The organism is Streptomyces sp. NPDC002779 (assembly GCF_042888685.1).
In the GTDB taxonomy this organism is placed as follows: Bacteria; Actinomycetota; Actinomycetes; order Streptomycetales; family Streptomycetaceae; genus Streptomyces.
Map to the genome: position 1 here is coordinate 1 of NZ_JBIAQC010000014.1, position 25,267 is coordinate 25,267.

The 25,267-nt window shown below is 69.6% G+C and carries 15 protein-coding genes; 7 read left to right on the top strand and 8 right to left on the bottom strand.

The genetic code is table 11. The annotated features are described in order from the left end of the window. Window positions 1–126: 126 nt before the first annotated feature. Window positions 127–393 (top strand): hypothetical protein, encoded by a 267-nt coding sequence (locus ACFYW5_RS30575; protein WP_389420350.1) that lies wholly within the window; start codon window positions 127–129, stop codon window positions 391–393. Window positions 394–491: 98 nt separating this feature from the next. Here the strand turns inward: ACFYW5_RS30575 and ACFYW5_RS30580 are convergent, their stop codons facing one another. The 8 genes from ACFYW5_RS30580 to ACFYW5_RS30615 form a co-directional block, all read right to left on the bottom strand. Then, on the bottom strand, window positions 492–2,216 hold the full coding sequence (locus ACFYW5_RS30580) for a discoidin domain-containing protein (RefSeq protein ID WP_389420469.1): 1,725 nt from the start codon (window positions 2,214–2,216) through the stop codon (window positions 492–494). A 232-nt stretch (window positions 2,217–2,448) separates the two neighbouring features. Beyond that, window positions 2,449–5,025: an alpha-amylase family glycosyl hydrolase gene (locus ACFYW5_RS30585; protein WP_389420351.1), complete on the bottom strand. Its 2,577-nt coding sequence runs from the start codon at window positions 5,023–5,025 to the stop codon at window positions 2,449–2,451. 237 nt (window positions 5,026–5,262) lie between these two features. Further along, entirely contained in the window at window positions 5,263–8,622 is a 3,360-nt protein-coding gene (gene pulA, locus ACFYW5_RS30590) for a pullulanase-type alpha-1,6-glucosidase (protein WP_389420352.1), read from the bottom strand. 116 nt (window positions 8,623–8,738) lie between these two features. Beyond that, window positions 8,739–10,433 carry a glycoside hydrolase family 13 protein gene (locus ACFYW5_RS30595; RefSeq protein ID WP_389420353.1) on the bottom strand — a complete coding sequence of 565 codons (1,695 nt, stop codon included), beginning with the start codon at window positions 10,431–10,433 and terminating at the stop codon, window positions 8,739–8,741. 83 nt (window positions 10,434–10,516) lie between these two features. Next, on the bottom strand, window positions 10,517–11,410 hold the full coding sequence (locus tag ACFYW5_RS30600) for a sugar ABC transporter permease (RefSeq protein WP_389420354.1): 894 nt from the start codon (window positions 11,408–11,410) through the stop codon (window positions 10,517–10,519). Further along, entirely contained in the window at window positions 11,407–12,408 is a 1,002-nt protein-coding gene (locus tag ACFYW5_RS30605; RefSeq protein ID WP_389420355.1) for a carbohydrate ABC transporter permease, read from the bottom strand. Before ACFYW5_RS30605 ends, ACFYW5_RS30600 begins: the two co-directional genes overlap by 4 nt. An 86-nt stretch (window positions 12,409–12,494) precedes the next feature. Further along, window positions 12,495–13,766 (bottom strand): extracellular solute-binding protein, encoded by a 1,272-nt coding sequence (locus tag ACFYW5_RS30610; RefSeq protein WP_389420356.1) that lies wholly within the window; start codon window positions 13,764–13,766, stop codon window positions 12,495–12,497. Window positions 13,767–14,092: 326 nt separating this feature from the next. Next, entirely contained in the window at window positions 14,093–15,163 is a 1,071-nt protein-coding gene (locus tag ACFYW5_RS30615) for a LacI family DNA-binding transcriptional regulator (protein WP_389420357.1), read from the bottom strand. 860 nt (window positions 15,164–16,023) lie between these two features. Here ACFYW5_RS30615 and ACFYW5_RS30620 point away from each other — a divergent pair. From ACFYW5_RS30620 to ACFYW5_RS30645, 6 genes are all read left to right on the top strand, one after another. Continuing rightward, complete coding sequence (locus ACFYW5_RS30620; RefSeq protein WP_389420358.1) at window positions 16,024–18,219, top strand: discoidin domain-containing protein; 2,196 nt, start codon at window positions 16,024–16,026, stop codon at window positions 18,217–18,219. 284 nt (window positions 18,220–18,503) lie between these two features. After that, window positions 18,504–20,672: a discoidin domain-containing protein gene (locus ACFYW5_RS30625; RefSeq protein WP_389420359.1), complete on the top strand. Its 2,169-nt coding sequence runs from the start codon at window positions 18,504–18,506 to the stop codon at window positions 20,670–20,672. 86 nt (window positions 20,673–20,758) lie between these two features. Beyond that, complete coding sequence (locus tag ACFYW5_RS30630) at window positions 20,759–21,835, top strand: DUF1996 domain-containing protein (RefSeq protein WP_389420360.1); 1,077 nt, start codon at window positions 20,759–20,761, stop codon at window positions 21,833–21,835. Window positions 21,836–22,013: 178 nt separating this feature from the next. Next, entirely contained in the window at window positions 22,014–24,446 is a 2,433-nt protein-coding gene (locus tag ACFYW5_RS30635; protein WP_389420361.1) for a glycoside hydrolase family 3 C-terminal domain-containing protein, read from the top strand. A 61-nt stretch (window positions 24,447–24,507) separates the two neighbouring features. Continuing rightward, complete coding sequence (locus ACFYW5_RS30640) at window positions 24,508–24,774, top strand: DUF6199 family natural product biosynthesis protein (RefSeq protein WP_389420362.1); 267 nt, start codon at window positions 24,508–24,510, stop codon at window positions 24,772–24,774. A 48-nt stretch (window positions 24,775–24,822) separates the two neighbouring features. Beyond that, window positions 24,823–25,260, top strand: a complete 438-nt coding sequence (locus ACFYW5_RS30645) for a VOC family protein (protein ID WP_389420363.1) — start codon at window positions 24,823–24,825, stop codon at window positions 25,258–25,260. Window positions 25,261–25,267 lie beyond the last annotated feature (7 nt).

Consider the following 25,267-nt stretch of genomic DNA (forward strand, 5'->3'; position numbering starts at 1 on the left):
CACCACCCCCCGGATCATCAACCGCAACAAGGGGGGGAAGTCATGCCGGACCCGAAGGCCGGAGGCCCCATTGCGGAGCCACGAAGAAGGTAACGGGGGGGGCTGCGGAACGAGGACCTCGCCGACATGAGCCCGGCAGGCAGCGCGTACTGGCTCAGCCTGGACAGCTTTGGCATACCGCTCATCCTGATCGGCCTGACGGTCGACCGCCGCGGCATCACCCCGCCGGCCTTCATCGCCTGGACGCTGGGGAGTTGGACCGTCGTCGACGCCGTGGTCCTGCCGTTCACGCCCTGGCCGCTCTTCATGCTCGCGTGCGCCCTGTTGCTGATCGGAGCCCGCCGCGCCCGCCGCGCCGACCCCGTACCCGAGGCCGGGCTCCCACGAAGCTGATCACCGTCGGTGGACGCCAAGTGGCCGGGATCGCTGGATCCCGGCCACCCGGTCACCGGCCTTTCGGCGTCAGCCCGGTGACAGCCCTGCAGAGCGTGTCACTGGTAGACCCGTACGTAGTCCACCAGCATCTTCGCCGGGAACGGGGTGGAGGCGTCGGGCGGGCCGGGCCAGTCGCCGCCGACGGCGAGGTTGAGGATCAGGTAGAAGGGGTGGTCGAAGACCCAAGGGCCGCGGGTCTCTTCGATCTGTGCCTTGTCGAGCGTGAGGACGGTCCGGCCGTCCAGGCTGTAGACGATGCCCTTGCTGTCCCAGTGGGCCGCCCACACGTGGAAGTCGTCCGAGTAGTCGGCGTCCCCCGGCAGCTTGTAGGGAGCGCCGATCCCGCCGCCGCCGTTGTACGCCGGCGCATGGACGGTCGAGTACGAGGTCTTCACGTCCTTTCCGAGGACCTCCATGATGTCGATCTCGCCGTTGTACGGCCACGGACGGCCGTCGAGGAAGTCGGCGCCCATCATCCAGAAGGCGGGCCACAGACCATTGCCCTTGGGCACCTTGATCCGCGCCTCGACCCGGCCGTAGGTGAACTCGAATTTGTTGCCGGTGTTGATCCGGGCGGAGGTGTACTGGCAGGTGCCGCTCCCGGTGAGCGGATCGGTCGGGCACGAGGTGCCGGGGGTGGCCTGCTTGCGTGCCTCGAGGACGAGGTGACCCGCGCCGTCCATGCTCACGTTGTCGTGGTTGGTGTAGTACTCCAGCTCGTTGTTGGGGCCGGTGCCGGGGTCCGCGGACCACTTGGCCGGGTCGGGCTTGGTGCCCGCCGGGGAGTTGAACTCGTCCTGCCAGACGATCCGGGGCGGGTCGGCGGGGTCACGCGGCAGCGGGGGCGGGGTGATCGGGGCGCCGCCGGTGCCGTACACCTGGAACTCCCACAGTGAGTAGCCGTACGCAGTAGCCCGCTGGGTGCCGTACATGCGGACGTACCGGCCGGTGCCGGAGACGGTCAGGGTCTGCTTGAAGCCGGTGCCGGACGTGGTCGAGTAGATCGGGGTCCAGTTCGTGTTGTCGGGTGAGACCTGGATCTGGAACGACCTGGCGTACGCCGGGTCCCACTGGAGCACCACCTTGCTGATCTGCGCCGTCGCGCCCAGGTCTACGGAGATCCAGCCGGGGTCGGTCCAGCCGTTGGTGGGGCTGGTCGCCCAGCGGGTGGCGGGGTCGCGGTCGAAGGCGCGGGCCGGGTTGCACTCCCAGCAGTGGCCGTCGTGCTGCGAGCTGGAGGCCGCGCCGGTCTTGCCGTAGGACAGGAGCTTCTCGGTGGGATCGGGATCCGGGTTGCCGCCGGTGTCCTTGGTGCCGAATACCTGGAACTCCCAGAGGGAGAAGCCGTACTGGGTGGCTCGCTGGGTGCCGTACATGCGGACGTACCGGCCGGTTCCCGAGACGGTCAGCCGCTGATTCCCGCCGGTGCCGGTGGCGGTCTCGTGGACGGTGGACCAGGTGCGGCCGTCGGCGGACACCTGGATCTGGAACGCCTTGGCGTAGGCCGCCTCCCAGTTCAGGGCGACTTCGCTGATCTTGGCGGCGGAGCCCAGGTCGACCTGGATCCACTGAGGGTCGGCGAAGGCGCTGGACCAGCGCGTGCCCGGATCGCCGTCCACGGCGTTGGCGCCGACGAACGGGTTCTCCGTGGACGAGACCGTCACCGGTCTGCCCTGGGAGAGCAGAGGGTCGGCGGCGTGAGCGGGCGGGGGGCCCGGTATGCCGGCGAAGGACAACAGGATGACCGCGAGGGCTATGAGCAGGCCCAGGCGGCGGCGCATCAGACTCACGGCGGCTCCTCGAAGCGATGAGGTGGGGCGAGAAAGCCAGGGAGCGCTCTCTGGAGGGGGAGCCTGCTGCGGTAGGAGAGACGTGTCAAGGGTTTACGTTCGCCTTGAGAAAACACGTAATCTCGGCCTGAGGGACCATCAACTCGCCTTTGACTCGGCTGCCGGACCCAGCGCGCCGGACTGTGTGCCGCCACATAGGTGGCGGCACACAGTCCGGCGTCGGTCAGGACTTCTTGAAGACGGTGACGGCGAGGCCGTCGGCCGTGGTGCTGGTGGAGTCGACGGCGCCGTTGGTGCCGAGGACCTTCCGCCATGTTCCGGTGGGCAGGGACACGTTGTAGGCGTTGTTCGTCGGGTTGTAGACCACGACGGTGTCGTGGCTGCCGGGCGCGCCGGCGTTGGAGCTGATCGCCGAGGTGACGACGGATCCGTCGGTGGTGGTGGACATCTGGGCCTTCACCGCGTCCCAGGTGCCCAGGCGCAGGGCGGGGCTGTTCTTGCGGAGCGCGATGGCGTCCTTGTAGTAGCGGAAGGTGGCGGCGTTGAGGGCCTTCTCGCCCCACTGGAGGGCGTTGACGTTGTCGCCTGCCTCGTAGGAGTTCTTCGCGGTCTCGTAGTCGCCGTTGACGACCTTGGAGTGCAGGAACTCGTCACCTTCGTAGAAGAAGGGGATGCCCTGGGAGGTGAGGACCATGCCGGCGGCGAAGCGGTTCATCTGTCCGGCGCGGCCGGCCGGGCCGCCGGTCACGCCGGAGTAGGTGATCTTGTCCCAGAGGTTGAGGTCGTCGTGGGCGGAGACGTAGTTGATGGTCTGCTCGGGGTCGTAGGCGAAGGCCGGGTCCCAGGGGTCGGACAGGGCGTTGGTGCTCTTGGTGGCCAGCGGGGAGCCGCGCATGCCGAGGGCGATGGCGGAGGTGTTGGGGGAGGAACCTCCCATGTAGCCGAGGACGCGGTCGCGTGTGCCGCCCTTGATGGCGTCGCGGTAGGCGCCGTTGAAGACTCCGACGTGGCCGCCGGCCAGCGTGGGGGTGGTGCCGTAGCGGACCTTGACGGCTTCCTGGGGGTCGCTGACTCCGCCGCTCCAGGGCTCGCCGTGGATCTGCAGGGCACGGTCGGGGAACGTGTCGTTGAGGTGTTTGGCCCAGGCGTCGACGTTCTTGGCGTGGTGGATGCCCAGCAGGTCGAAGCGGAAGCCGTCGATGTTGTAGTTCTTGACCCAGTACTCCAGTGAGTCGCGGATCATGCGGCTGACCATCGGGTTGCCGTCGTCGATGGAGTTGCCGGTTGCCGACAGGTCGGTCTGCGTGTAGTACTTGCCGGTGATGTTCTGGAAGACGTCCTTGTTGGCGGTGTGGTTGTAGACGACGTCCATCAGGACGCGTATGCCGTTCTTATGGAACTCGTTGACCATGTTCTTGAACTCGCGCATCCGGTCCTCGGGCGCGGTGAACTGGGAGAACTGCTCCTCGGGGACGTTGTAGTTGAGCGGGTCGTAGCCCCAGTTGGGCACGGTGCTGTTGAAGTCGAAGGCCGGCAGCAACTGGACGTGGGTCACGCCCAGTTCCTTGAGGTGGTCGATGCCGGTCCTGACGCCGTTGTGCGTGGTGCCGGTCTGGGTGAGGCCGAGGAACTTGCCGCGCTTGGCGCTGTCGACTCCGGAGCTGGGGTCGATCGTGAAGTTGCGGACGCTCAGCTCGTAGACGACGGCGTCCTCGCGCTTGGTGATGGCGGGTCTGGGGGCCCAGCCGCCGGTGGGCTGGACGGCGTCGGCGTCCATCACGATGCCCTCGGTGGTGCCGGGCTTGACCATACGGGCGTACGGGTCGCGGACCGGGTTGTTGCCGACGCGGAACTGGTAGGGCTGGTTCTTGAGGTCGCCGGGGACGATGGCCTGGTAGACGTCCGTGTAGCCGCTGACGTCCGCGGGCCGCAGGGCGTGCGTCTGCCCGCCGACGGTAACGCTCACCTGGGAGTTGTCGGGTGACCAGATCCGGAAGGTCGTCCGGGCGGGCGTGTAGAGGGCGCCGAGGGTGCCGTCGGGGGCGGGGCCAGGGGGCTCCTGCGTGCGCACACTCAGGACGTGGGTGGTGCTGTCGTACGCGAAGTCGGTGGTGGCGCCGTTGGTGGGGACGGTGAAGCTGATGTCGGCGCCCGTGGGGCTGCCGCCCTGGCCGTAACTCTCGGTCCATGACTGGCCGATGGCGGCCTTGACCTTCCAGGTGCCGGCCGGGATGGCGGTGGTGGACCAGGTGTAGGTGCCGTCGCCGTCGATGTCCTTGAGCCAGGAGGTCAGGCAGTCGGGTGCCCAGTCGGCCGCGCAGTCGAGCTCGGACTGGAAGGAGCCGGCGGCGGTGACGATCTTGTTGTTGATGTCGTCGGCGATCCAGTGGGTGACCGGGTCGTAGACGAAGGTGACGTTCTTGCCGCCGGCGGGGATCTGCAGGGGGATGTCGGCGCCGTGGTACTTGGCGTGGGCGCCGTAGTTGTCGTTCCAGCTGTTGTTGAGGGCCGCCTTGTAGGCGTGGGAGCCGCCCGGCACGGTGATGGTCTTCGACCAGGCTCCGGAGCCGTCGGTGCGGGCGCTGAGCTGGGCCTGGGCGCAGTTGGGAGCCCAGTCACCGGCACAGCCGATCTCGCTGTTGAACGTGCCGGGGACGGAGACGGCGGTGGCGGGTGTCTCGGCCTGGGCGGCCGTGGACAGGGCGGGCACGAGCGCCAGTCCCATGGCGGTCGCGGCGAGGACCGCCGACGCGGCTCGTGCTCTGTGGCGCCGGGGGCGGCGCGTGGTGGTGCCGTGCAAGGGGTGCCTCCTCGGGGTGGGCATCACCCGCACCCGGGGATGCCGCCGGGTGCGGGTGATGGAGGGAAGGCGGCGCTGGCGTCCTGACCAGCGGCGCGGCTCTGCGGCGGGAGTCCGCCCGCCGTCACGGATCGGCATGTCGCCGGTTCACCCCGGCGACTGCTAATTCGTGTGTAACTCCACTTAGTAACCTGATAGTTGTGAGGCGTCAATGGATCCGGCAGGACCCGCGGGACGCTACTTCTCGAGGAAGACGGCGACGGTGTGGGCGGGGACGGTGAACGTGCCCGTCGCCCGGTCGAAGGCCGCCGTCTTGACGACGGGGTCGCTGCCGCCGCTCTGGACGGGGTGCAGCATCTGCCGGGTCCCGGCGAGGCTCTTGACCTTCTGGGTCTGAGCGGTGGGTGTGGCGTTGTAGACGACGGTGACGGACCGGTAGGTGTCCAGGCCGTGACCGTCGAGGTGCTGGGTGATGACGCCGGGCTTCTCCGCCTTCGTCCCCGACAGCGGGAAGGTGAGGCGCTTGCCGACGGCGTCGGCCGTGCCGAGGGAGAACAGCGGCGTGGACCGCTTGATCTTCAGGTACTGCTGGAACTGGGCCGTGGTGTCACTGATCTCGGTGCAGCCGGGGCGCAGCGCTGGGTCGGCCAGCAGCGGCCCCGCGAGCGGCCACTGAGCACTGTTGGACTCGGCGAGCGGCAGGCCGCGACCGAAGCCGTTGCCGTCCTGGCAGTTCCACTGGATGGCGTTGAACCAGTCGCCGCTGTCGTAGGAGTTGTGGTCCAGGGACTTGGAGCGGAGCAGGTCGGTGCCGCCCTGGGCCATGGACGGGCTCTGGGAGAGGGTGCTCGTGGCGAGCGCGAGGGCCTGGAGGCGCGCTCGGGCGGCCGGAGTGGTGGTGGGGGCCAGCTTGTACGCCAGGGCGTCGAACAGGGCGAGGTTGTCGTGGGCTTCGACGTAGTTGACGGCTTCAGCGGGTGCGGCGGTGTAGCCGGCCGGGTGGCCGTTGTAGTCGATCTCGGCGCCGGTGCGGCGGGTGCCGTCGCTGGTGGTGAAGGCGTAGTCGGCGAGGTTGCCGGTCAGGCCGATCTTGACGAGGTCCATGTCGTGGAGCAGGCGGGCCTTCTGCTGCTCGGGGGTGCCGTTGATCTTGGCCCCGTTGGGGGCGGTGAACAGGCCGCTGGCGAAGCCCTGCCGCCGGGGGTCGGCGTCGGAGATGCCGCCGCCGCGGGCGCCGTCACGGAGCCGGTCGTTGAAGGTGCCGATGCCGGTGCCGGCCATGTTCTGCTGCGTGGCCTGGACGAAGCGGGCGTCGCCCGCGACGATTCCGTAGTCCCAGCCCTCGCCGTACAGCAGGCTGGCCTTGCCGTTGATGCCGTCGCGGCCGGGGGTGAGCTTGGCCAGGGACGACTTGACGTCGAGCATGGTCTGCTTGGGGTCGAGTCCCATGAGGTCGAAGCGGAATCCGTCGATGCGGTAGTGCTTGGCCCAGGTGGTGACGGAGTCCACCACGAGCTTGTTCATCATCGCGTTCTCGGGCGCGGTGTCGGCGCAGCAGCTGTCGCGGGTGACGGTGCCGGTGTCGTCCAGGCGCTGGTAGTAACCGGGGACGATCTTGTCGAGGACGGAGGCGGGGTCCTGTCCGGCGGCGGCGGTGTGGTTGTAGACGACGTCCATGACGACGCTGAGGCCGGCGTCGTGGAGGGCCTTCACCATCCGACGGAACTGGACGATGCGGTCGGTTCCGTCGGGCGAGGTGGCGTAGGCGCCCTCGGGGACGGTGAAGTGGAAGGGGTTGTAGCCCCAGTTGTAGGCGTCGCGGGCCTGGGTGGAGGCGACGCACGCCTGCTGCTCGGGCGAGTTGGGGGCCATGGCGTCCATGTCGCAGGCCGGGGTGGCCTGGTCGGCGCGGAGTTCGGGGGTGCCGGCGAAGTCGAAGGCGGGCAGGAGCTGGACGGTGGTGACACCGGCGGCCTTGAGGTCCTTCAGGTGCTTCATGCCGCGCGAGCCGGGCTCGGTGAAGGCGAGGTAGGTGCCGCGCTTGTCGGCGGGCACGCTCGGGTCGGCGGAGGAGAAGTCACGGATGTGGACTTCCTGGATCTGCTGCTTCTCCAGGGGCAGCGCCTTCGGGGAGCGCGTGGCGTCCCAGTCCTCGGGGGCGGTGGCGTGGTCGTCGAGGTCGACGATCTGGCTGCGCTGGGAGTTCGCCGACAAGGACAGCGAGTACGGGTCGGTGACAGCGTTGGTGACGGTCTTCTGCGCCGCGGGTGACCACACCTTGACCTGGTAGCGGTAGTACAGGCCCTTCCAGCTCCGCTCGCCGCGCACCGACCACACGCCGGTGGCGCGGTCGAGCGTCAGCGGCAGGACCCGGGACCTGGTGGAGTCGGGGGAGTCGTACAGCTCGACGCTGACGGACTGGGCGGTCGGCGCCCACAGGGAGAGAGTCGGGCGGTTGTCGCGGAAGACGGGGCCGAGGGTGGCCTTGCCGGCTTCGGCCGCGTACAGGGCGTCGAGGACGCCGGCGGTCTGCAGGCCCGTGGCATCGACAAGCCGGCCGTCGGGGCCGATGGCCGCGACGGCGCTCTGGCCCTTGACGAGGTCGCGTGCCTTGGCGGCCCAGGCGGCGGGGACGCGCAGCGCGCCGAGTTTCGCCAGGTGCGGGTACTTGGCCTGCACGGACTTCGGCAGGCCCTCCGGCTCGTACCGCAGGGGGATGGTGGTGCCGCCGGTGATGCCGGTCCCCGCGGCCGCCAGGCCGCCGTTGGGGGCGGTCGCCAGCTGGTACGTGGTGCCGGCGGGGCTGTCCGAGGCGTCCCAGGCGATGAGGTCCGGGGCCAGCCAGTAGCCGGAGCGGGGCGCCAGGCTCGGCTTCGGTCTGCCCGGGTAGACGCTCAGCGTCCTGGAGGCGGTGCTGTAGGCGAAGGTGGTCTCCGCCCCGTCGGCGGCCACGGTGAACGTGGTTCTGTCACTCGTGGGCCGGGCGGGCAGGCCGAGGCCGGACTGGGCGGTGTAGGTGCCGGCGGGCAGCTCGGTGGTGGTGAAGGTGGCGATGCCGTCGCCGTCGGGGTCGGTGAGCCAGGACGCCAGGCAGTCGGTGGCCTCGTCCGTCGCACAGCCGAGTTCACTCTGGAAGCCGCCGAGCGCGGTGACCAGAGTGGTGCTGAGGGTGTCGGTGATCCAGTGGGTGACCGGGTCGTAGACGAAGGTGACCTCGGCGCCCCCGGCGGGCACGGTCAGCGGGATGTTCGCGCCGCCGGGCGTGGCGTTCAGGCCGTAGTTGACGGCCCAGCTCCGGTCCAGGGCTGCCTTGTAGTTGTACGTGCCGGCGGCCAGGCGTGCGGTCAGCGTCCAGGTGCCGTCGGGGCGGAGGTGCATCTGGGCCTGGTCGCAGTCGGGGGCCCAGTCTCCGGCACAGCCCAGCTGGGTGTCGAAGTCGGAGGCGACTGCGACGCTGTCCGGCTGCGGGGGCGGCGTGTCGGTCTCGGCGGCGAGGGCCGGTATCACGGCGGTGCCGGCGACGAGGCTGAGGGCCAGGGCCGCCGACCTTCTGGTCAGCCGGCCTCGGCCGGGCACGGAGGTGGAACGTGACGTCATGGAACACCTCGTTGTGTCGCGGGGTGGGGTGTGCGGGTACGCCTGCCGACGGCACCGCGGTCAGGCGGGAGCGGGGCCGTCGGCAGGAGAAAACGGGGGCGGAGAAACGGGGCGGGTCAGGCGGTGGTCCACCAGGCGGTAGTGTCCGCGGGCAGCACGGTGTGGGTGTCACCGGCCGTGACACGGTCACTGGCCATGAGGAGCCGGCCGGGGGTGGAGAGGGTGACGGGCGCGCCGGTGACGTTGACGGTGCAGAGGAACACCGCGCCGTCCTCGCTCGTACGCTCGAAGCTGAGGACTCCCTCGGCGCTCGGGAGCCAGCGCAGGTTGTCGCCGCCGCCGAGCGCCGGGTGGTTGCGCCGCAGGGCGAGCGCGCTGCGGTACATCTCCAGGGTGGAGTCAGGGTCACCGGTCTGCGCCTGGACGCTGAGGGCCGCCCACGCCTTGGGCTGGGGAAGCCAACTCGGGCCGTCTTCGGCGCTGTTGAAGCCGTACGGGGCGCGGGTGCCGGACCAGGGGATCGGGACCCGGCAGCCGTCGCGGAAGCCGTCCTGGCCGGCCCCACGGAAATAGGCGGGGTCCTGGCGGACCTCGTCGGGCAGGTCGGTGACGTCGGGCAGGCCCAGCTCCTCGCCTTGGTAGATGTAGGCCGACCCGGGAAGGGCGAGCATGAGGAGGGTCGCCGCCCGTGCGCGGCGCAGGCCGAGTTCGCGGTCACCGGCTTCGCGGATCTGGGTGCCCAGGCCCGGCGGGTTGGCGAAGCGGGTGGCGTGCCGGGTGACGTCATGGTTGGACAGGACCCAGGTGGCCGGTGCGCCGACCGGCCGCATCGCGCGCAGGGTGCCCTCGATGACGTCACGCAGCGCCTGCGCCTGCCAGGCGGTGGCCAGGTACTGGAAGTTGAACGCCTGATGCAGTTCGTCGGGGCGGACGTAGTTCGCGGTCCGCTCCAGGGTGGGGGTCCATGCCTCGGCGACGCCGATCCGCTGGCCTTCGTACTCCGCGAAGACGGTGTGCCAGTCGCGGTAGATCTCGTGGACGCCGTCCTGGTCGAAGCAGGGACCGGCGTCGTTGCCCAGGAGCCGCGTCCGCTCGTGGTCGCCGAGATCGGGCAGCCCGTCGGCCTTGACCAGGCCGTGCGCGACATCGATGCGGAAGCCGTCCACCCCGAGGTCGAGCCAGAACCGCAGGATGGAGCGGAACTCGTCGCGGACCGCCGGGTGTTCCCAGTTGAAGTCGGGCTGTTGGGGCGCGAACAGATGCAGGTACCACTGGCCCGGGGTGCCGTCGGGATTCTTCGAGCGCGTCCAGGCCGGTCCGCCGAAGACGGACTCCCAGTCGCTGGGCGGCAGTTCGCCGTGCTCGCCCTTGCCGTCGCGGAAGTGGAACCGTTCGCGGATGCGGGAGCCGGGGCCTTCACGCAGGGCCTGCTGGAACCAAGCGTGCTGGTCGGAGCAGTGGTTGGGCACCAGGTCGACGAGGATCCTGAGGCCCAGGCGGTGTGCTTCGCCGATGAGGACGACGGCGTCGTCCAGGGTGCCGAACATCGGGTCGACCACGCGGTAGTCGGCGACGTCGTAGCCGGCGTCGGCCTGCGGCGAGGAGTAGAACGGCGACAGCCACACGGCGTCCACGCCGAGGTCGCGCAGGTAGGGCAGGCGGCTGGTGATGCCGGGCAGGTCGCCCATGCCGTCTCCGTCGGCGTCGGCGAAGCTGCGGGGGTAGACCTGGTAGATCACCGCCTCCCGCCACCAGTCCGTGGCGGGACGCGACGAGGCGGGCGGGTGGGCGGCAGCGAGCAACTGGGTCATGAAGACGAGTCCTCACGTCAGGGCGCGGCGGAGGGGCGCGCCGGCGTGAACAGAGTGGATCGAAGGGCGCCGTGTGCCTGGGCTCAGCCCTTGGTGCCGCCGGCCGTCAGGCCGGCCACGAGGTGCTTCTGCGCGACGTAGAACACCACGCCGGCGGGTAGGGCGATGAGTACCGAGGTGGCGGCCAGGTAGTTCCACTGGGAGTTGAACTGGCTGACGTAGGTCTGCAGGCCGACCGCGAGGGTGTATCTCTCCTCGGTGAGCATGAACTTGGAGGCGAAGGCGACCTCGCCCCAGGCGGTGATGAAGGTGTAGAAGGCGGCGACCGAGAGACCGGGCCGGGCCAGCGGGAGGATCAGGCGCCAGAAGGTGCCGAAGGGGGAGAGCCCGTCGATGCGGCCGGCCTCGTCGATCTCGACGGGGATGGTGTCGAAGTAGCCCTTCAGGAGCCAGGCGCAGTACGGCACCGCGGTCGAGCAGTAGATGAGGACCAGACCGCCGTAGGTGTCCAGGAGGCCGAGGCTGCCCATGATCCGGTACAGGGGGACCATGAGGACGGCGACCGGGAACATCTGGGTGAGCAGGAACGTGTACATCAGCGAGCCGCGGCCGAGGAACTTCATCCGGGAGACGGCGTAGGCGGCGCTGGCCGCGATGAGCACACCGATGAGCATGGTGCAGAAGGCGACGATGAGGCTGTTGAGCATCCAGGTGCCGAAGCCGGTGTTCTGGATGACATGGGTGTAGTTGTCCAGCGTCGCGTTGCCCAGGATGCGGGCGGGGTGCTGGTAGTCGTTCTTGTCCGGGCCGAGGGAGATGTAGAGGATCCACAGGACCGGGAAGACGGCGATGAAGGAGCCCGCCGCCAGCAGAGCGTGCAGGGAGACGGAGGCCGGGCGTCGGCGGCTGCTGCGCAGGCGGCGGGGGTCGGTCGCGGCCTTCAGGCGTCCTGCCGGCGGGGTGGTCGTGGTGGTCATGCGAGGACCCCCTCGTTGTGGCGCTTGAGCCAGCGGCGGTAGACGCTCGTGAACACCACGAGAAGCGACAGACACAGGATGCCGACGGTCGCGGAGCGGGCGTAGTCCTGGGGCTGCTGGCCGAAGAAGAGCCGGTAGGCGTAGGTCACGAGGATCTGGACGCTGTCGCTGTTGCCGCCGAAGAGCAGGAAGATCACGTTGAACTGGTTGAAGGTCCAGATCACGCCGAGCAGGATGACGGTGCTGCTGACGGGGCGCAGACCGGGCAGGGTGACGTTGACGAAGCGCTGCCAGGGGGTGGCGCCGTCCATCTCGGCGGCCTCGTAGAGCTCGCGGGGGATGGACTGCAGCCCGCCGAGCATGGAGACCATCATGAACGGCACTCCGCACCAGATGTTCACCGCGATCGCGGCGACCTTCTGCGCGAACGGGTCGCTCAGCCATGACGGTCCGTCCAGGCCGATGCCGAGCAGGAGTTGGTTGGCGACGCCGTCGTCGGCGAGGATCAGCCGCCACGCGAAGACCGTGACGAAGGTCGGCACGGCCCAGGGCAGGATCAGCAGCATCCGGTAGAAGCCGCGGGCCTTGATCTCCCGGTTGATGGCCACGGCGAAGCCGAGCCCGATGCCGTAGGTGAGGACCACGCAGGCGATGGTCCACACGACGGTCCAGGTGAAGTGCGGCCAGAACTGGTTGTTGGGGCCGGTGAGGATCTCGGTGTAGTTCTTCAGCCCGACCCAGGAGAAGGAGTCCGGGATCTCGTTGACGCCGATGGTGCGTCCGACGTTCTGGCTGGTGGCGTCCGTGAACGTCAGGTAGACCCCCTGGATCAGGGGGTAGGCGACGACAGCGCCCAGGACCAGGACGACGGGCACGCACATGGCCCAGGCGTACCAGTACTGGTGGTAGGAGTTCTTGATGCGTCGCATCGGACCGCGGCCGGAGCCCTGGTCGCGGTGGCTCTGGCGGGCAGGCTTGCCCTCGACGACGGTGGTCATCTCGGCACCTCAGGGGACAAGGAGGAAAAGGAGCGTCAGCGGATCGGGCCGCCCCCTGGTGTGGCAGAAGGCGGCCCTCGGCGGCCTTACGGGGTGCTGAACTCCGGCAGGAGCTTCTTCGCTTCGGCGGCTGCCTTGTCCAGGCCGGCCTCGGTGCTCTCCTGCTTCGAGACGATCTTGATCAGCTGCGTCTCGAACGGCGTGTAGAGCGAGGAGTACTCGGCCAGCGGCTGGCGCGGCTTCCCGGCGCCCAGCAGCTTCGCGTAGCCGGCGATGCCGGGGTTGGCGGTCACCTCCGCGCTGTAGGCGTCGTCCCTGGTCGGCAGGGTGCCGTTGGCGAGTGCGACCTTCTGCTGAGCGTCCGCGGAGGTCATGAAGGCGATGAACTTCTGCGACGCCTCCTGGTGGGCGGCGTCCGAGCCGGCGTAGGCGACCAGGTTGTGCCCGCCCAGCGGCGCGCCCTGACCGGCGCCGCCCGCGGGCAGGGCAGCGATGCCGAGGTTGTCGCGGTCCTTGAACGCGGAGCCCTTGAAGACGTTCGCGTTCTCCCAGGGGCCCTGGATGATCGAGGCGACCTTGCCGCTGTTGAACGCGTCCATGATGTTGGCGTACGCGTTGCTGGTGGTGTCGAGCTTGCGCAGGCCCGGGGCGGCGAGAACGGAGTTGAGGGTGTCGATGCCCTTGACGGCGGCCGGTGAGTTCAGGGTGATCTGCTTCTTCTCGGCGTCGACCATGTCGGTGCCCTCGCCGTACAGGAACGGCATGGCGTAGTAGGCCTGCGGGTTGAAGGCGAAGCCGTCGACGCCGGTCTCCTTCTCCACCTTCGCCATGTCCGCCTTGAGCTCGCCCCAGGTGGCGGGGGCCTCGGTGATGCCCGCCTTCTCGAACAGCGCCTTGTTGTACATCAGGGCCAGGGTGTCGGTGACCTGCGGGACGCCGTAGAGCTTGCCGTCGTACTTCGCCTGCTCGATCAGGTTCGGCTTGAACTTCGCGCTCTCTTCGGCCGCGGGCGTGCCGTCGAGCGGGGCGAGGAAGCCCGCCTGGGCGAAGCCGGGCGTCCAGCCGACGTCGGCGCGCAGCACGTCCGGGGCGCCCTTGCTGCCCGCCGCGGTCTGGAACTTGGTCTGGGCGTCACCGAAGGGCACGTTGACGTACTTGACCTTGATGCCGGGGTTGGCCTTCTCGAAGTCCTTGACCAGCGCCTTGAAGGTGCCGGCTTCGTTGGTGGCGTCCGAGGTGTCCCACCAGGTGATCGTCACCGGGCCGGAGCTGTCGGAGTCGGAGCTGCCGCTGGAGCAGGCAGTCGCGGAGATGGTGAGAGCCGCTACGACGACGGCTGCCGCAAGACCACGGCGCATGGGGAACTCCTCGGGGAAAGGTCTGACCGGAACGGCGGCCCGGACGCTGCCGCCGGAGCGGGACGGAACCGGCGGCAGCTGGCGATCAAGCGCCTCCCGCACATATCGGCGTGCAGGGAGGCCAGGCCGCGGGCTCTTTGGTGTCGCAGACGTTAGCAGGTTATTAACAGGAGTTAGCTAACGGTTTTGTAACGCGAAAGCCCGTTGGCTACCCGCCGCTCACGGCCCGGTGCGAACGAGCGAAAGTGCCGTTGGCCTGGGGCAACCGGGGAAAGCAACGAGCCCCGTCACGCCGGGGCGGACGGGGCGGGGCAGGAGGCGGGCGGTCAGGTGCTGGAGGCGGCGTGAGCCGTGGAGTCCCTCACGATCAGGTGGGTGCCCAGCATCTGGTGGGGATGCTGGTCCTCTCCTCTGATCGTCGAGCACAGCAGATCTGCCGCGGTGCGGCCCTTGGTCGTGATCGCCTGCCGCACGGTGGTCAGGCGAGGCCTCATCCAGGAGGCGTCCGGAAGGTCGTCGTAGCCCGTGACGGAGACATCCCGGGGGACGTCCAACCCCAGGTCGTGGAGGGCGTCCACCGCTCCGAAGGCGAGGATGTCCGACATCGTGACGATCGCTGTGGCAGGCCGGGCGGCCATGAACTCCTTGGTGGCCCGGAAGCCGTCCATACGCGTGGCGGGAACCTCGACGACCTCGATGTCCGCCGGGCTCAACCCGGCCTCCTCCAGAGCACGGGTCACCCCGGCCATGCGGCGCGCGAGCGGGCCCCGGTAACCGCGCTCGGCCCGCTCGGGGCCCGGATCGATCGACAGGAGCGTGATCCGGCGGTGGCCGAGGTCCAGGACATGCCGCACCGCTGCGTAGGCGCCGCCCTCGTCGTCGACGTCCACGCTGGAAACGCCGTCGTGAGGGCTGCTGTCGACGAGTACGAAGGGGATACCGCGCCGCCGCAGCTCGGCGACCTCGCCCCGGTCGTGCTCCAGGCCGCACACGATGAAGCCGTCGACCGCCGCGTAGGGAATCGCCTTGAGCATGCTGTCCCGCAGCGGCGGGGTGAGCAGCAGCGTGTATCCCTGTTCGTCGCAGACCTGTCCCACGCCGGTGAGGAACCGGGAGTAGTACGGGTTCTCCATGATCCGGGCGAGGTTCTGGGGCAGCAGCACGCCCAGCGACTGGGTCTGGCCGGCCTTGAGCATGCGGGCCAGGGTGTTCGGGGCGTAGCCGAGCTCCTTGGCCGCCGCCAGGATGCGGTCCCGGGTCGCGGTCGAGAGCTTCTCGGGGCTGTTGAACGCGAAGGACACCGCCGACCGCGACACGCCTGCGGCTTTCGCGACGTCGTTGGCGGTAGGTCGCGCCTTCCCGTCGCTCGCCGTGGCCCCGGGCCTTGTGGCCGGCATGTCAGTCCCCCGTGTCGGTAAACGATTACTAACGGTATAGCGTACGGCCGCCCTCCGGCGCCACCGGCGCCGGGAGCAATGCCGCCGCGAGCTGCGGAGAGCGCTCACCCGTCGCGCCGCCCAGAGCGGCCATTAACTCATTAATAAATTGAGTTAGCAAACCTGCTGCGACACATCTCTGACATTCCGTCACCCCGGCTTCGGTGCGCCGGGGCAAGGGCGACAACGACCTGGGTGCGGCATCCTCTTGGCGCGCTGGGGCCGGTTGCCCTTCCCAAGGCAGTCTGCCGCGAGGTGGTCGCCGAGCCGTCACAGCTGGTCGCCCTCGCCTACGCGCCGAGCCCAGAGGGATGGGGACGGGGTCCTTGGGCGCGCGGCACGCGGCGGCTCGCCGCGGGGATCCGTCATACCGGCGCGCTGCTCGCCCTCGGTGGCTACCCCGGGCCTGGTGCCCCATCTGCACCGCGCCCTCCGGTCGCGGGTTTCCTGCGCGCGGCATCCGTTCCTGGGCCTGCTTCCAGTCGGCGACGGGTCGCACGTCCCTCCGGTCCGGCGCGGCCCCGTCCTGGGGTGGTCGCCTCTCCCCGCCGTTTCCGGCCATGCCCGCTGGGATCGTACCCATCCCCTCAGTGGCCGAACGGCCACGGATCTTCCTCGTTCCAGATCACTGTCCCGGGGTCTGGGGAGTGGCCCTGGCCGCCGCCTGGGGAGATGGCCCGAAGCGCCGGGCGTTGGCCAACTGCCACTTAATGAAAGACGAAAGATAAGTGATGACAGATCCCTTGACCGCCCCCTCTTGTTACGGGCAAGGTTCCCGAGAGCGCTCTCCCATGTCGTTCTCGTTTCCAAGGAGCCCCCGCATGCCCGTAGTTGGCATACCGTCAGTGGCGCCTCCGCCACCCCGCAGATCCACTCGCAGAGGGGTCGTCGGTGCGGTGGTCACCGCTCTCGCCGCCGCCCTTCTCACCTTCGTACCGGCCCAGGAGGCCGAGGCCGCGCCGGTGTTGCTGTCGCAGGGCAAGCCGGTCACCGCCTCCAGCCAGGAGCACTACGGCACTCCGGCCGCCGACGCCGTCGACGGCAACGGCAGCACCCGCTGGTCCAGTGCCCACTCCGACCCGCAGTGGATTCGCGTCGACCTCGGCGAGACCACCAAGGTGAGCCAGGTCGTCCTGGACTGGGAGGCGGCATACGGCAAGGGCTACCGCATCGAGCTCTCCACCAACGGCTCCGACTGGTCCACGGCCTACCAGACCGCCACCGGTGACGGCGGCACGGACACCATCGCCGTGACGGGCGAGGCCCGTTACGTACGGATGTACGGCACCACCCGCGCCACCGGATACGGGTACTCGCTCTGGGAGTTCAAGGTGTACGGCGAGACCGGCACCGGCGGCCCGCAGCTGCCCGGCGGGGGTGACCTCGGATCGAACGTGCATGTCTTCGACCCGTCGACGCCGGGTATCCAGGCCAAGCTGGACGCGGTCTTCAAGGAGCAGGAGTCGGCGCAGTTCGGCTCCGGCCGGCACGCCTTCTTCTTCAAGCCGGGCACGTACAACAACCTCAACGCGCAGATCGGCTTCTACACCCAGATCGCGGGCCTCGGCCTGAAGCCCGGCGACACGACCATCAACGGTGACGTGACGGTCGACGCGGGCTGGTTCAACGGCAACGCCACGCAGAACTTCTGGCGTGCGGCCGAGAACCTGGCGCTGAACCCGGTGAGCGGGACCAACCGGTGGGCGGTCTCCCAGGCGGCGTCGTTCCGTCGTATGCACGTCAAGGGCGGTCTCAACCTCGCCCCGAACGGCTACGGTTGGGCCAGCGGCGGTTACATCGCCGACTCCAAGGTCGACGGCCAGGTCGGCAACTACTCGCAGCAGCAGTGGTACACCCGGGACAGCGCCATCGGTGGCTGGTCCAACTCCGTGTGGAACCAGGTCTTCTCGGGCGTCGAGGGTGCGCCGGCGAACAGCTTCCCCGAGCCCCGCTACACGACCCTGAACACCACTCCCATCTCCCGCGAGAAGCCGTTCCTCTACCTGGACGGCAACGAGTACAAGGTCTTCGCGCCCGCCAAGCGGACCAACGCGCGCGGCACCACCTGGGCGAGCGGCACCCCGCAGGGCGAGTCGATCCCGCTGAGCAAGTTCTACGTCGTCAAGCCCGGCGCCACCGCCGCCACCATCAACCAGGCGCTCGCGCAGGGCCTGCACCTGCTGTTCACCCCGGGCATCTACCACGTGGACCAGACCATCAACGTCAACCGGGCGAACACCGTCGTCCTGGGTCTCGGCCTGGCCACGATCATCCCGGACAACGGCGTGACGGCGATGAAGGTCGCCGACGTCGACGGTGTCCGCCTGGCCGGCTTCCTCATCGACGCCGGCGTGGTCAACTCCCCGACGCTGCTGGAGGTCGGCCCGCAGGGTGCCTCCGCCGACCACGCCGCCAACCCCACCACCGTCCAGGACGTCTACATCCGGATCGGCGGCGCGCACGCCGGCAAGGCCACCACCAGCATGGTCGTCAACAGTGACGACACGATCATCGACCACACCTGGGTGTGGCGCGCCGACCACGGCGAGGGCGTCGGCTGGGAGACCAACCGCGCCGACTACGGCGTCCGCGTCAACGGCGACGACGTCCTGGCCACTGGCCTGTTCGTCGAGCACTTCAACAAGTACGACGTCGAGTGGTACGGCGAGCGCGGCCGGACGATCTTCTACCAGAACGAGAAGGCCTACGACGCGCCCAACCAGGCCGCCATCCAGAACGGCTCCACCCAGGGATACGCCGCCTACCGGGTCGACGATTCCGTGAACACCCACGAGGCGTGGGGTCTCGGCAGCTACTGCAACTACAACGTGGACCCGAGCATCCGTCAGCACCACGGCTTCAAGACGCCGGTCAAGCCCGGGATCAAGTTCCACAGCCTGTTGGTGGTGTCCCTCGGCGGGATGGGCCATTACAACCACGTCATCAATGACACCGGAGCGTCCACGGTCCCCGCGGGAACCTCGACCGTGCCGTCCACCCTCGTGTCCTTCCCCTGACACACCGTCCGCTGACACACCGTTTGCCGACCGCCGGATGACCCGGTAAGGCCGGCACCAACTCCCCTCCGGCCCGGGTGACATCCCCGCGCCCCGGTCCGGAGGGGCCCCGCGGCCCGGTGCCCGAACCGGGCCCGCACCCGCCGGACTACCCCCCCCGGCACCACCCCATGCGACGTGCCGTTCCGAACCGGGCGGCACGCCGCGGTCACGCGCCGAACGGGGACCGGGGACCCCCTGGAGAGCGCTCCCCACCCGGCACCCCCAACCTGCCAGGAGCAGACGTGTCCAGATCCAGCTCACCCCCCGCCCCCACCCGTCGCCGTGCCGGTCTCTCCGTGCTGGCTCTGGGCGCGCTGGTGGCGTCCTCGCTCGGCCTCGCGGCCCCGCAGGCCCAGGCGGCCGACATCCTGCTGTCGCAGGGCAAGACCGCCACCGCCTCGTCGCATGAGGGCGCCGGATACGCCGCGTCGGCGGCCGTCGACGGCAACCTCACCGGCACCCGCTGGTCCAGTCAGTGGACCGACCCGCAGTGGCTCCAGGTCGATCTCGGCCGACGCGCGAACCTCAGCCGTGCCGTCCTGACCTGGGAAGCCGCGTACGGCAAGAGCTACCAGATCCAGGCGTCCGACAACGGCACGGACTGGCGGACCCTGAGGACCGTGACCGGTAGCGACGGCGGCACGGACGACCTCGCCCTGACGGGGTCCGGCCGCTACGTCCGCATGCTGGGCACCGAGCGTTCCGGCGGCTACGGCTACTCCCTCTGGGAGTTCCAGGTCTACGGGACCACCGACGACCCGCCGCCCCCCACCGGCGCGGTCCGGGTGTCGGGCTCGCAGGGGAACTGGCAACTGACCGTGGGCGGGCAGCCGTACACGGTGAAGGGGCTGACCTGGGGTCCGGCCATCGCTGATGCTCCCAAGTACATGCCCGACGTGAAGTCGATGGGCGTCAACACGATCCGCACCTGGGGTACCGACGCCGGTACCAAGCCGCTGCTGGACTCGGCGGCGGCCAACGGCATCCGCGTGATCAACGGCTTCTGGCTCCAGCCGGGCGGCGGCCCGGGCAGCGGCGGCTGCGTCAACTACGTGACGGATACGACGTACAAGAACAACATGCTGACCGAGTTCGCGAAGTGGGTGGAGACCTACAAGTCGCATCCGGCCACGCTGATGTGGAACGTCGGCAACGAATCGGTGCTCGGTCTGCAGAACTGCTACAGCGGTACCGAGCTGGAGACGCAGCGCAACGCCTACACCTCCTTCGTCAACGACGTCGCCAAGAAGATCCACTCCATCGACCCCGACCACCCGGTCACCTCGACCGACGCCTGGACCGGCGCCTGGCCGTACTACAAGCGCAACGCGCCCGACCTCGACCTCTACTCGATGAACTCCTACGGCGACATCTGCGGCGTCCAGGAGGACTGGAACGAGGGCGGCTACACCAAGCCGTACATCATCACCGAGGGCGGACCGGCGGGGGAGTGGGAGGTCCCGGACGACGCCAACGGCGTCCCCGACGAGCCGACCGACGTGCAGAAGGCGGAGGGTTACACCAAGGCCTGGGACTGCGTCACCGGGCACCGGGGCGTCGCGCTGGGCGCCACCCTCTTCCACTACGGCATCGAGCACGACTTCGGCGGCATCTGGTTCAACCTCGTGCCCGACGGACTGAAGCGGCTGTCCTACTACGCGGTCAAGCGGGCCTACACCGGGTCGACCAGCGGTGACAACACGCCCCCGGTCATCACGAACATGGCCGTGAACCCCGCCTCGTCCGCCCCGGCGGGCGGCGAGTTCACCGTTCGCGCCGACGTCCGCGACCCCGACGGGGACCCGATCACGTACAAGGTCTTCCTCAGCGGCAACTACGCCAACGGCGACAAGCGCCTGGTCGAGGCCAAGTGGCGCTCCACCGGCGCCGGGACCTTCGCGGTGACGGCCCCCGAGAAGCTCGGCGTGTGGAAGGTGTACATCCAGGCCCAGGACGGCCGCGGCAACGCCGGCATCGAGACGAAGTCCGTCAAGGTCGTCGCCCCGCCGGTCACCGGCACGAACGTGGCGCTGAACAAGCCCACCACCGCCTCCTCCTTCCAGGCCTCCTACGGCGACTGCCCCTGCGAGCCCACCAAGGCGACGGACGGCAGGACGGACACCCGCTGGGCCAGCGACTGGAGCGACCCGCAGTGGATCCGCGTCGACCTCGGCGCCCCCACCGCCATTCGCAAGCTCCAGCTGGTCTGGGACCCGGCCTACGCCAAGTCCTACGACGTCCAGGTGTCCGACGACGGAAACACCTGGCGCACGGTGCACACCACGACGACCGGCAACGGTGACATCGACACCATCGACGTCGCGGCGACCGCACGGCACGTACGACTGCACCTGACGGCGCGTGGCACCGGCTGGGGCTACTCGCTGCACGAGTTCGGCGTCTACAGCTGACGCAGCACGCCAGGCCCCCGGCAGGGGGCGGCGCTCAGCCCCCTGCCGGGTCCCCACCCTCCCCACTCAAGGGCTGGAGGCCCTCCATGAGATGGCGTTCAAAACGACTCCCCACACTCCTTGTCGGCGGCTCTCTCCTCGCCGTGGTCCTCGGCCTGGGCACGGTCGCCACCGCGGCCGATCCGGGCAGTAGCACCTCGGCCGGCACTCACACCGGCCACACGATGGCGGTGTCGAACCAGGCGTCCGCCGACGACCCCGACGGCGACGGCTACATACCGGCCGTGCCCCAGGTCACCGGAGTGACCCCGTCCACGGCCACCCCGCCGCCGCGCTACCACAAGGAGTTCCAGGCCAACTGCTCCGTCACGCACACCGCGCCGGACGACCCGATCGTGTACCCGAGGCAGCCCGGCAAGTCCCACGACCACACCTTCATGGGCAACCGGACGACGAACGCCGGCAGCACGACGGCCAGCCTCTACGGCGGCAACACCACCTGCCTGGCTCCGGCCGACGCCTCCGCGTACTGGATGCCGTCGCTGTACAAGGGGGACACCAAGATCCTCCCCGTCGGCCCGCAGGTCATCTACTACAAGTCCGGAATCACCGACTACACCAGCGTGCGACCCTTCCCCAAGGGACTGCGGTACGTCGTGGGCGACCCCATGCAGAGCGCCCAGCAGTTCCGCAGCCACAAGGGCTTCGTCGAGGGCTGGGAGTGCGGTGACAGCTTCTTCAACGTCGACTTCCCGACCAGCTGCCCGAGCAGGCCCGACGTGCAGCTCAACATCCGCTTCCAGGCGCCCAGTTGCTGGGACGGCAAGTACCTCGACACCCCCGACCACAAGAGCCACATGGCCTACCCGGTCGTCAAGCCCGGCACCAACGACAACATGTGCCCGGCCTCCCACCCGGTCGCCGTGCCGATGATCGAGTTCAAGATGGCCTTCCCGGTCAACGGCGACATGAGCCAGGTCCGCCTGGCCAGCGGGCGCGGTTACTCCTTCCACTACGACTTCTTCAACGCGTGGGAGGAGCGCACCCTCAAGGCGCTGGTCGACAGCTGCATCGTGGGCGGCTTCCAGTGCGACGCGCGCGGCTACGACCTGTACCACCCGGAGCGGCGCGCGGTTCTGAACGCGGACTACCGACTGCCCTGACCGGGCCGGTCGTCCGGGGCCCGACCACCCGCTCGGTGCGGGTGCCGTCGGGCCCCTTTCGCTGCCCGGGCGCCTCCTTCGGGGTGCGGGCTGAGGGCCTTGACGGGACGACAAGCTCAGCTGATGGTTGGGAGAGCGCTCTCCCAGTCGAGTGGGGGGCAGGGACGTGGGGGCGGGAATGGACGACGAGACACGCGACCGGCTCATCCACCGGCTGAGCCTCGAACAGAAGGTGCGCCTGCTCACCGGCGCGACGACGTGGCGCACCGCCGGTGAAGCCGGGATCGGGCTGCGGGAGATGGTGACTTCGGACGGGCCCGCCGGGGTGCGCGGCGAGGCCTGGGACGAGCGGCGCACCTCGGTCCTGCTGCCCTCCGCCTCCGCCCTGGGAGCGATGTGGGACGAGGACCTGGTGGAGCGGCTCGGCGGCCTGCTCGCCACCGAGGCCGCCCGTAAGGGCGTCGACGTGATCCTGGCCCCGACCCTCAACCTCCACCGCAGCCCGCTGGGCGGCCGCCACTTCGAGTGCTTCTCCGAGGACCCGGAACTGACGGGCCGCACCGGGGCCGCGCTGATCCGAGGCATCCAGGCCCTCGGAGTGGCGGCCACCGCCAAGCACTACGTCGGCAACGACTCCGAGACCGACCGGCTGACCGTCGACGTCCGCGCGTCCGAACGCACCCTGCGCGAGGTGTATCTCGCGCCCTTCGAGGCGGCCGTCGAGGCCGGGGTGTGGCTGGTCATGGCGGGCTACAACGCCGTCGGCGGCACGACCATGACGGCCAGCCCGCTCCTGGCCGAACCCCTCAAGGGGGAATGGGGGTTCGACGGGGTCGCCGTCTCCGACTGGGCGGCCGTGCGTACGACGGAGGAGACCGGCCGTGCCGCCCTCGACCTGGCCATGCCGGGCCCGGACAGCCCCTGGGGCGCCGCGCTGGTACGGGCGGTGAAGGACGGCCTGGTCCCCGAGGAGGCGGTCGACGACAAGGTCCGCCGACTGCTCCGGCTCGCCGATCGCGTGGGCGCGCTGGAACCGCAGCACCGACGCCGGCCCGCGGCGATGGCGTCGCGCGACACCCGGGCGCTGCTGCGCCGCGCCGTCAGTGCCGGTTCGGTCCTGCTGCACAACGACGCCGTCCTGCCGCTCGCCCCCACCAGCCTCTCCACCGTCGCGGTCCTCGGCGTGCACGCCGCGTCCCCGCGCGTCCAAGGAGGCGGCAGCGCAGGCGTCTTCTGCTCCGACGTCGTCACCCCGCTGGCCGGCATCCGGGCCCGGCTGCGAGGCAGGGCTCGGGTCGTGTACGAGCCCGGCCCGGCCCTGGGCTGTCCACCCGCGCCCCTCGACACCGACCGGTGCACCGATCCCGAGTCCGGTGCCCCCGGCGTACGCCTGCGCGTACTGGACGCGACGGGGCAGGAGCTGTACGCGCAACGCAGGCTCTCGGGACGCCAGTTGGAACCGGACCTGCCCCCCGGCGCGCACACCGTGGAGATCGCCGCGATCCTGCATCCCCGGGACGCCGGGGAGTGGACCTTCGGCGTCGGGGGCTTCGGCCGCATGACGCTCACCGTCGACGACCACACGCTGCTGGACGGGGAGTTCCCCGGCGACACGGACGACCCGGCCGTCGTCCACGTCAACCCGCCCCTGCAGACGGCGCGCACGGTACTGACCGCCAAGCGGCCCGTGCGGGTGGTGGCTCGGCGCGAACTGGTGCCCGGACGCGGGCGCGCCACCGTCGTCGCCGCGGCGCCACCGGAACCGGACGCGGCGACCGCGCTCGCGGACGCGGTGCGGGCGGCGCGGGACGCCGATGCCGCGATCGTGGTCGTCGGCACCACCGAGCACAGCGAGACCGAGGGCTACGACCGCGCCGGACTGTCGCTCGGAGGGCATCAGGACGACCTGGTCCGCGCCGTGACCGCCGCGAACCCGCGCACGGTCGTGATCGTCAACAGCGGCGGTCCGGTCGAGCTGCCCTGGCGCCGGGAAGCGGGCGCCGTACTGCTCGCGTGGTTCCCGGGACAGGAGGCCGGAGCGGGCCTGGCCGACGTCCTGTTCGGCCTCGCCGAACCCGGCGGCCGGCTCCCCACCACCTGGGCGGCGTCCCTGGCGGACGTCCCCGTCACCCGCACTCGGCCGGTCGACGGCCGGCTCGACTACGACGAGGGCCTGCACATCGGCCACCGGGCGTGGCTGCGAGCCGGACGCGAGCCCGCCTACTGGTTCGGCCACGGACTCGGCTACACGACATGGCAGTACACGGCCGTGGAGGCACCCGCCGACGTCGCCGCGGGCGAGCCGTTCACCGTCCGGGTGACGGTGCGCAACACCGGCACCCGCGCCGGGCGCGAGGTCGTACAGGTCTATCTGTCCCGGCCCGATTCGGTGGTGGAGCGTCCGGTGCGCTGGTTTGCCGGGTACGCGGCCGTTGAGGCGGACGCGGGCCGGACGGTGACTGCCGAGGTGTCGGTGGGCCCGCGTGCCGTGCGGCACTGGTCGGAGGCGGACCACGACTGGGGCGTGGAGCCCGGCTCCTACCGGCTCCTGGTGGGCAGGTCGGCGGGGGACCTGAGGTGGGAGGGGAAGGTCACCGTCGGCTGCGCTTGAGGCAGAGCGTCGACCGAGTAACTCCCGTTACTTGGTGCGAGACCAGGGCAACCGACCCTTCATGAGCCTCGATGCGGTAGTGCAGGCCGCCCCGAACGACGATGGCGGCAGTTGGGTATTCGTCCTGGTCCTGTGCTTCTTCCTGGTCATGGGGCTGATCCAAGTCGTACGCCCTCAGTTGCTGTGGAAGGCCAACAGCCGTCTCCAGCGAGGCTGGGTGAAAAATCCCGAGGCGACCGAGCCCACGAGCAAGGGCTACGCAATGAACCGGGTGGTCGGCGTGATCTTCCTGGGGTTTGTCATATGGATGCTGATACAGCAGTTCTGATCCCTCACCGGAAGCGCCTGATCGGCCCGGCTCGATAGCATGCGGCGCATGGCCATCAAACTGGAGAACGTCGGCATCGCCGTCCGCGACCTCGAAGCGACGATCGCCTTTTTCACCGACCTCGGCCTCACGCTCGTCGGCCGTGACATGGTCAGTGGCGAGTGGACCGACACCGCCGTCGGCCTGGACGGCAACCACGCCAAGATCGCGATGCTCCAGACACCGGATGGCCAAGGGCGCCTTGAGCTCTTCGAGTACGTCCACCCCGAAGCGATCGAGTCGGAGCCCACTCGTCCCAACGAGATCGGCATGCATCGCGTCGCCTTCTCGGTCGACGACATCGACAAGGCCCTTGAGACAGCCGCCAAGCACGGATGCCGTCCGCTGCGCGGGGTGGCGACCTACGAGGGCATCTACAAGCTCACCTACCTCCGCGGTCCCAGCGGCATCCTGGTGATGCTCGCCCAGGAGCTGAAGAAGAACTGAGCCCTCT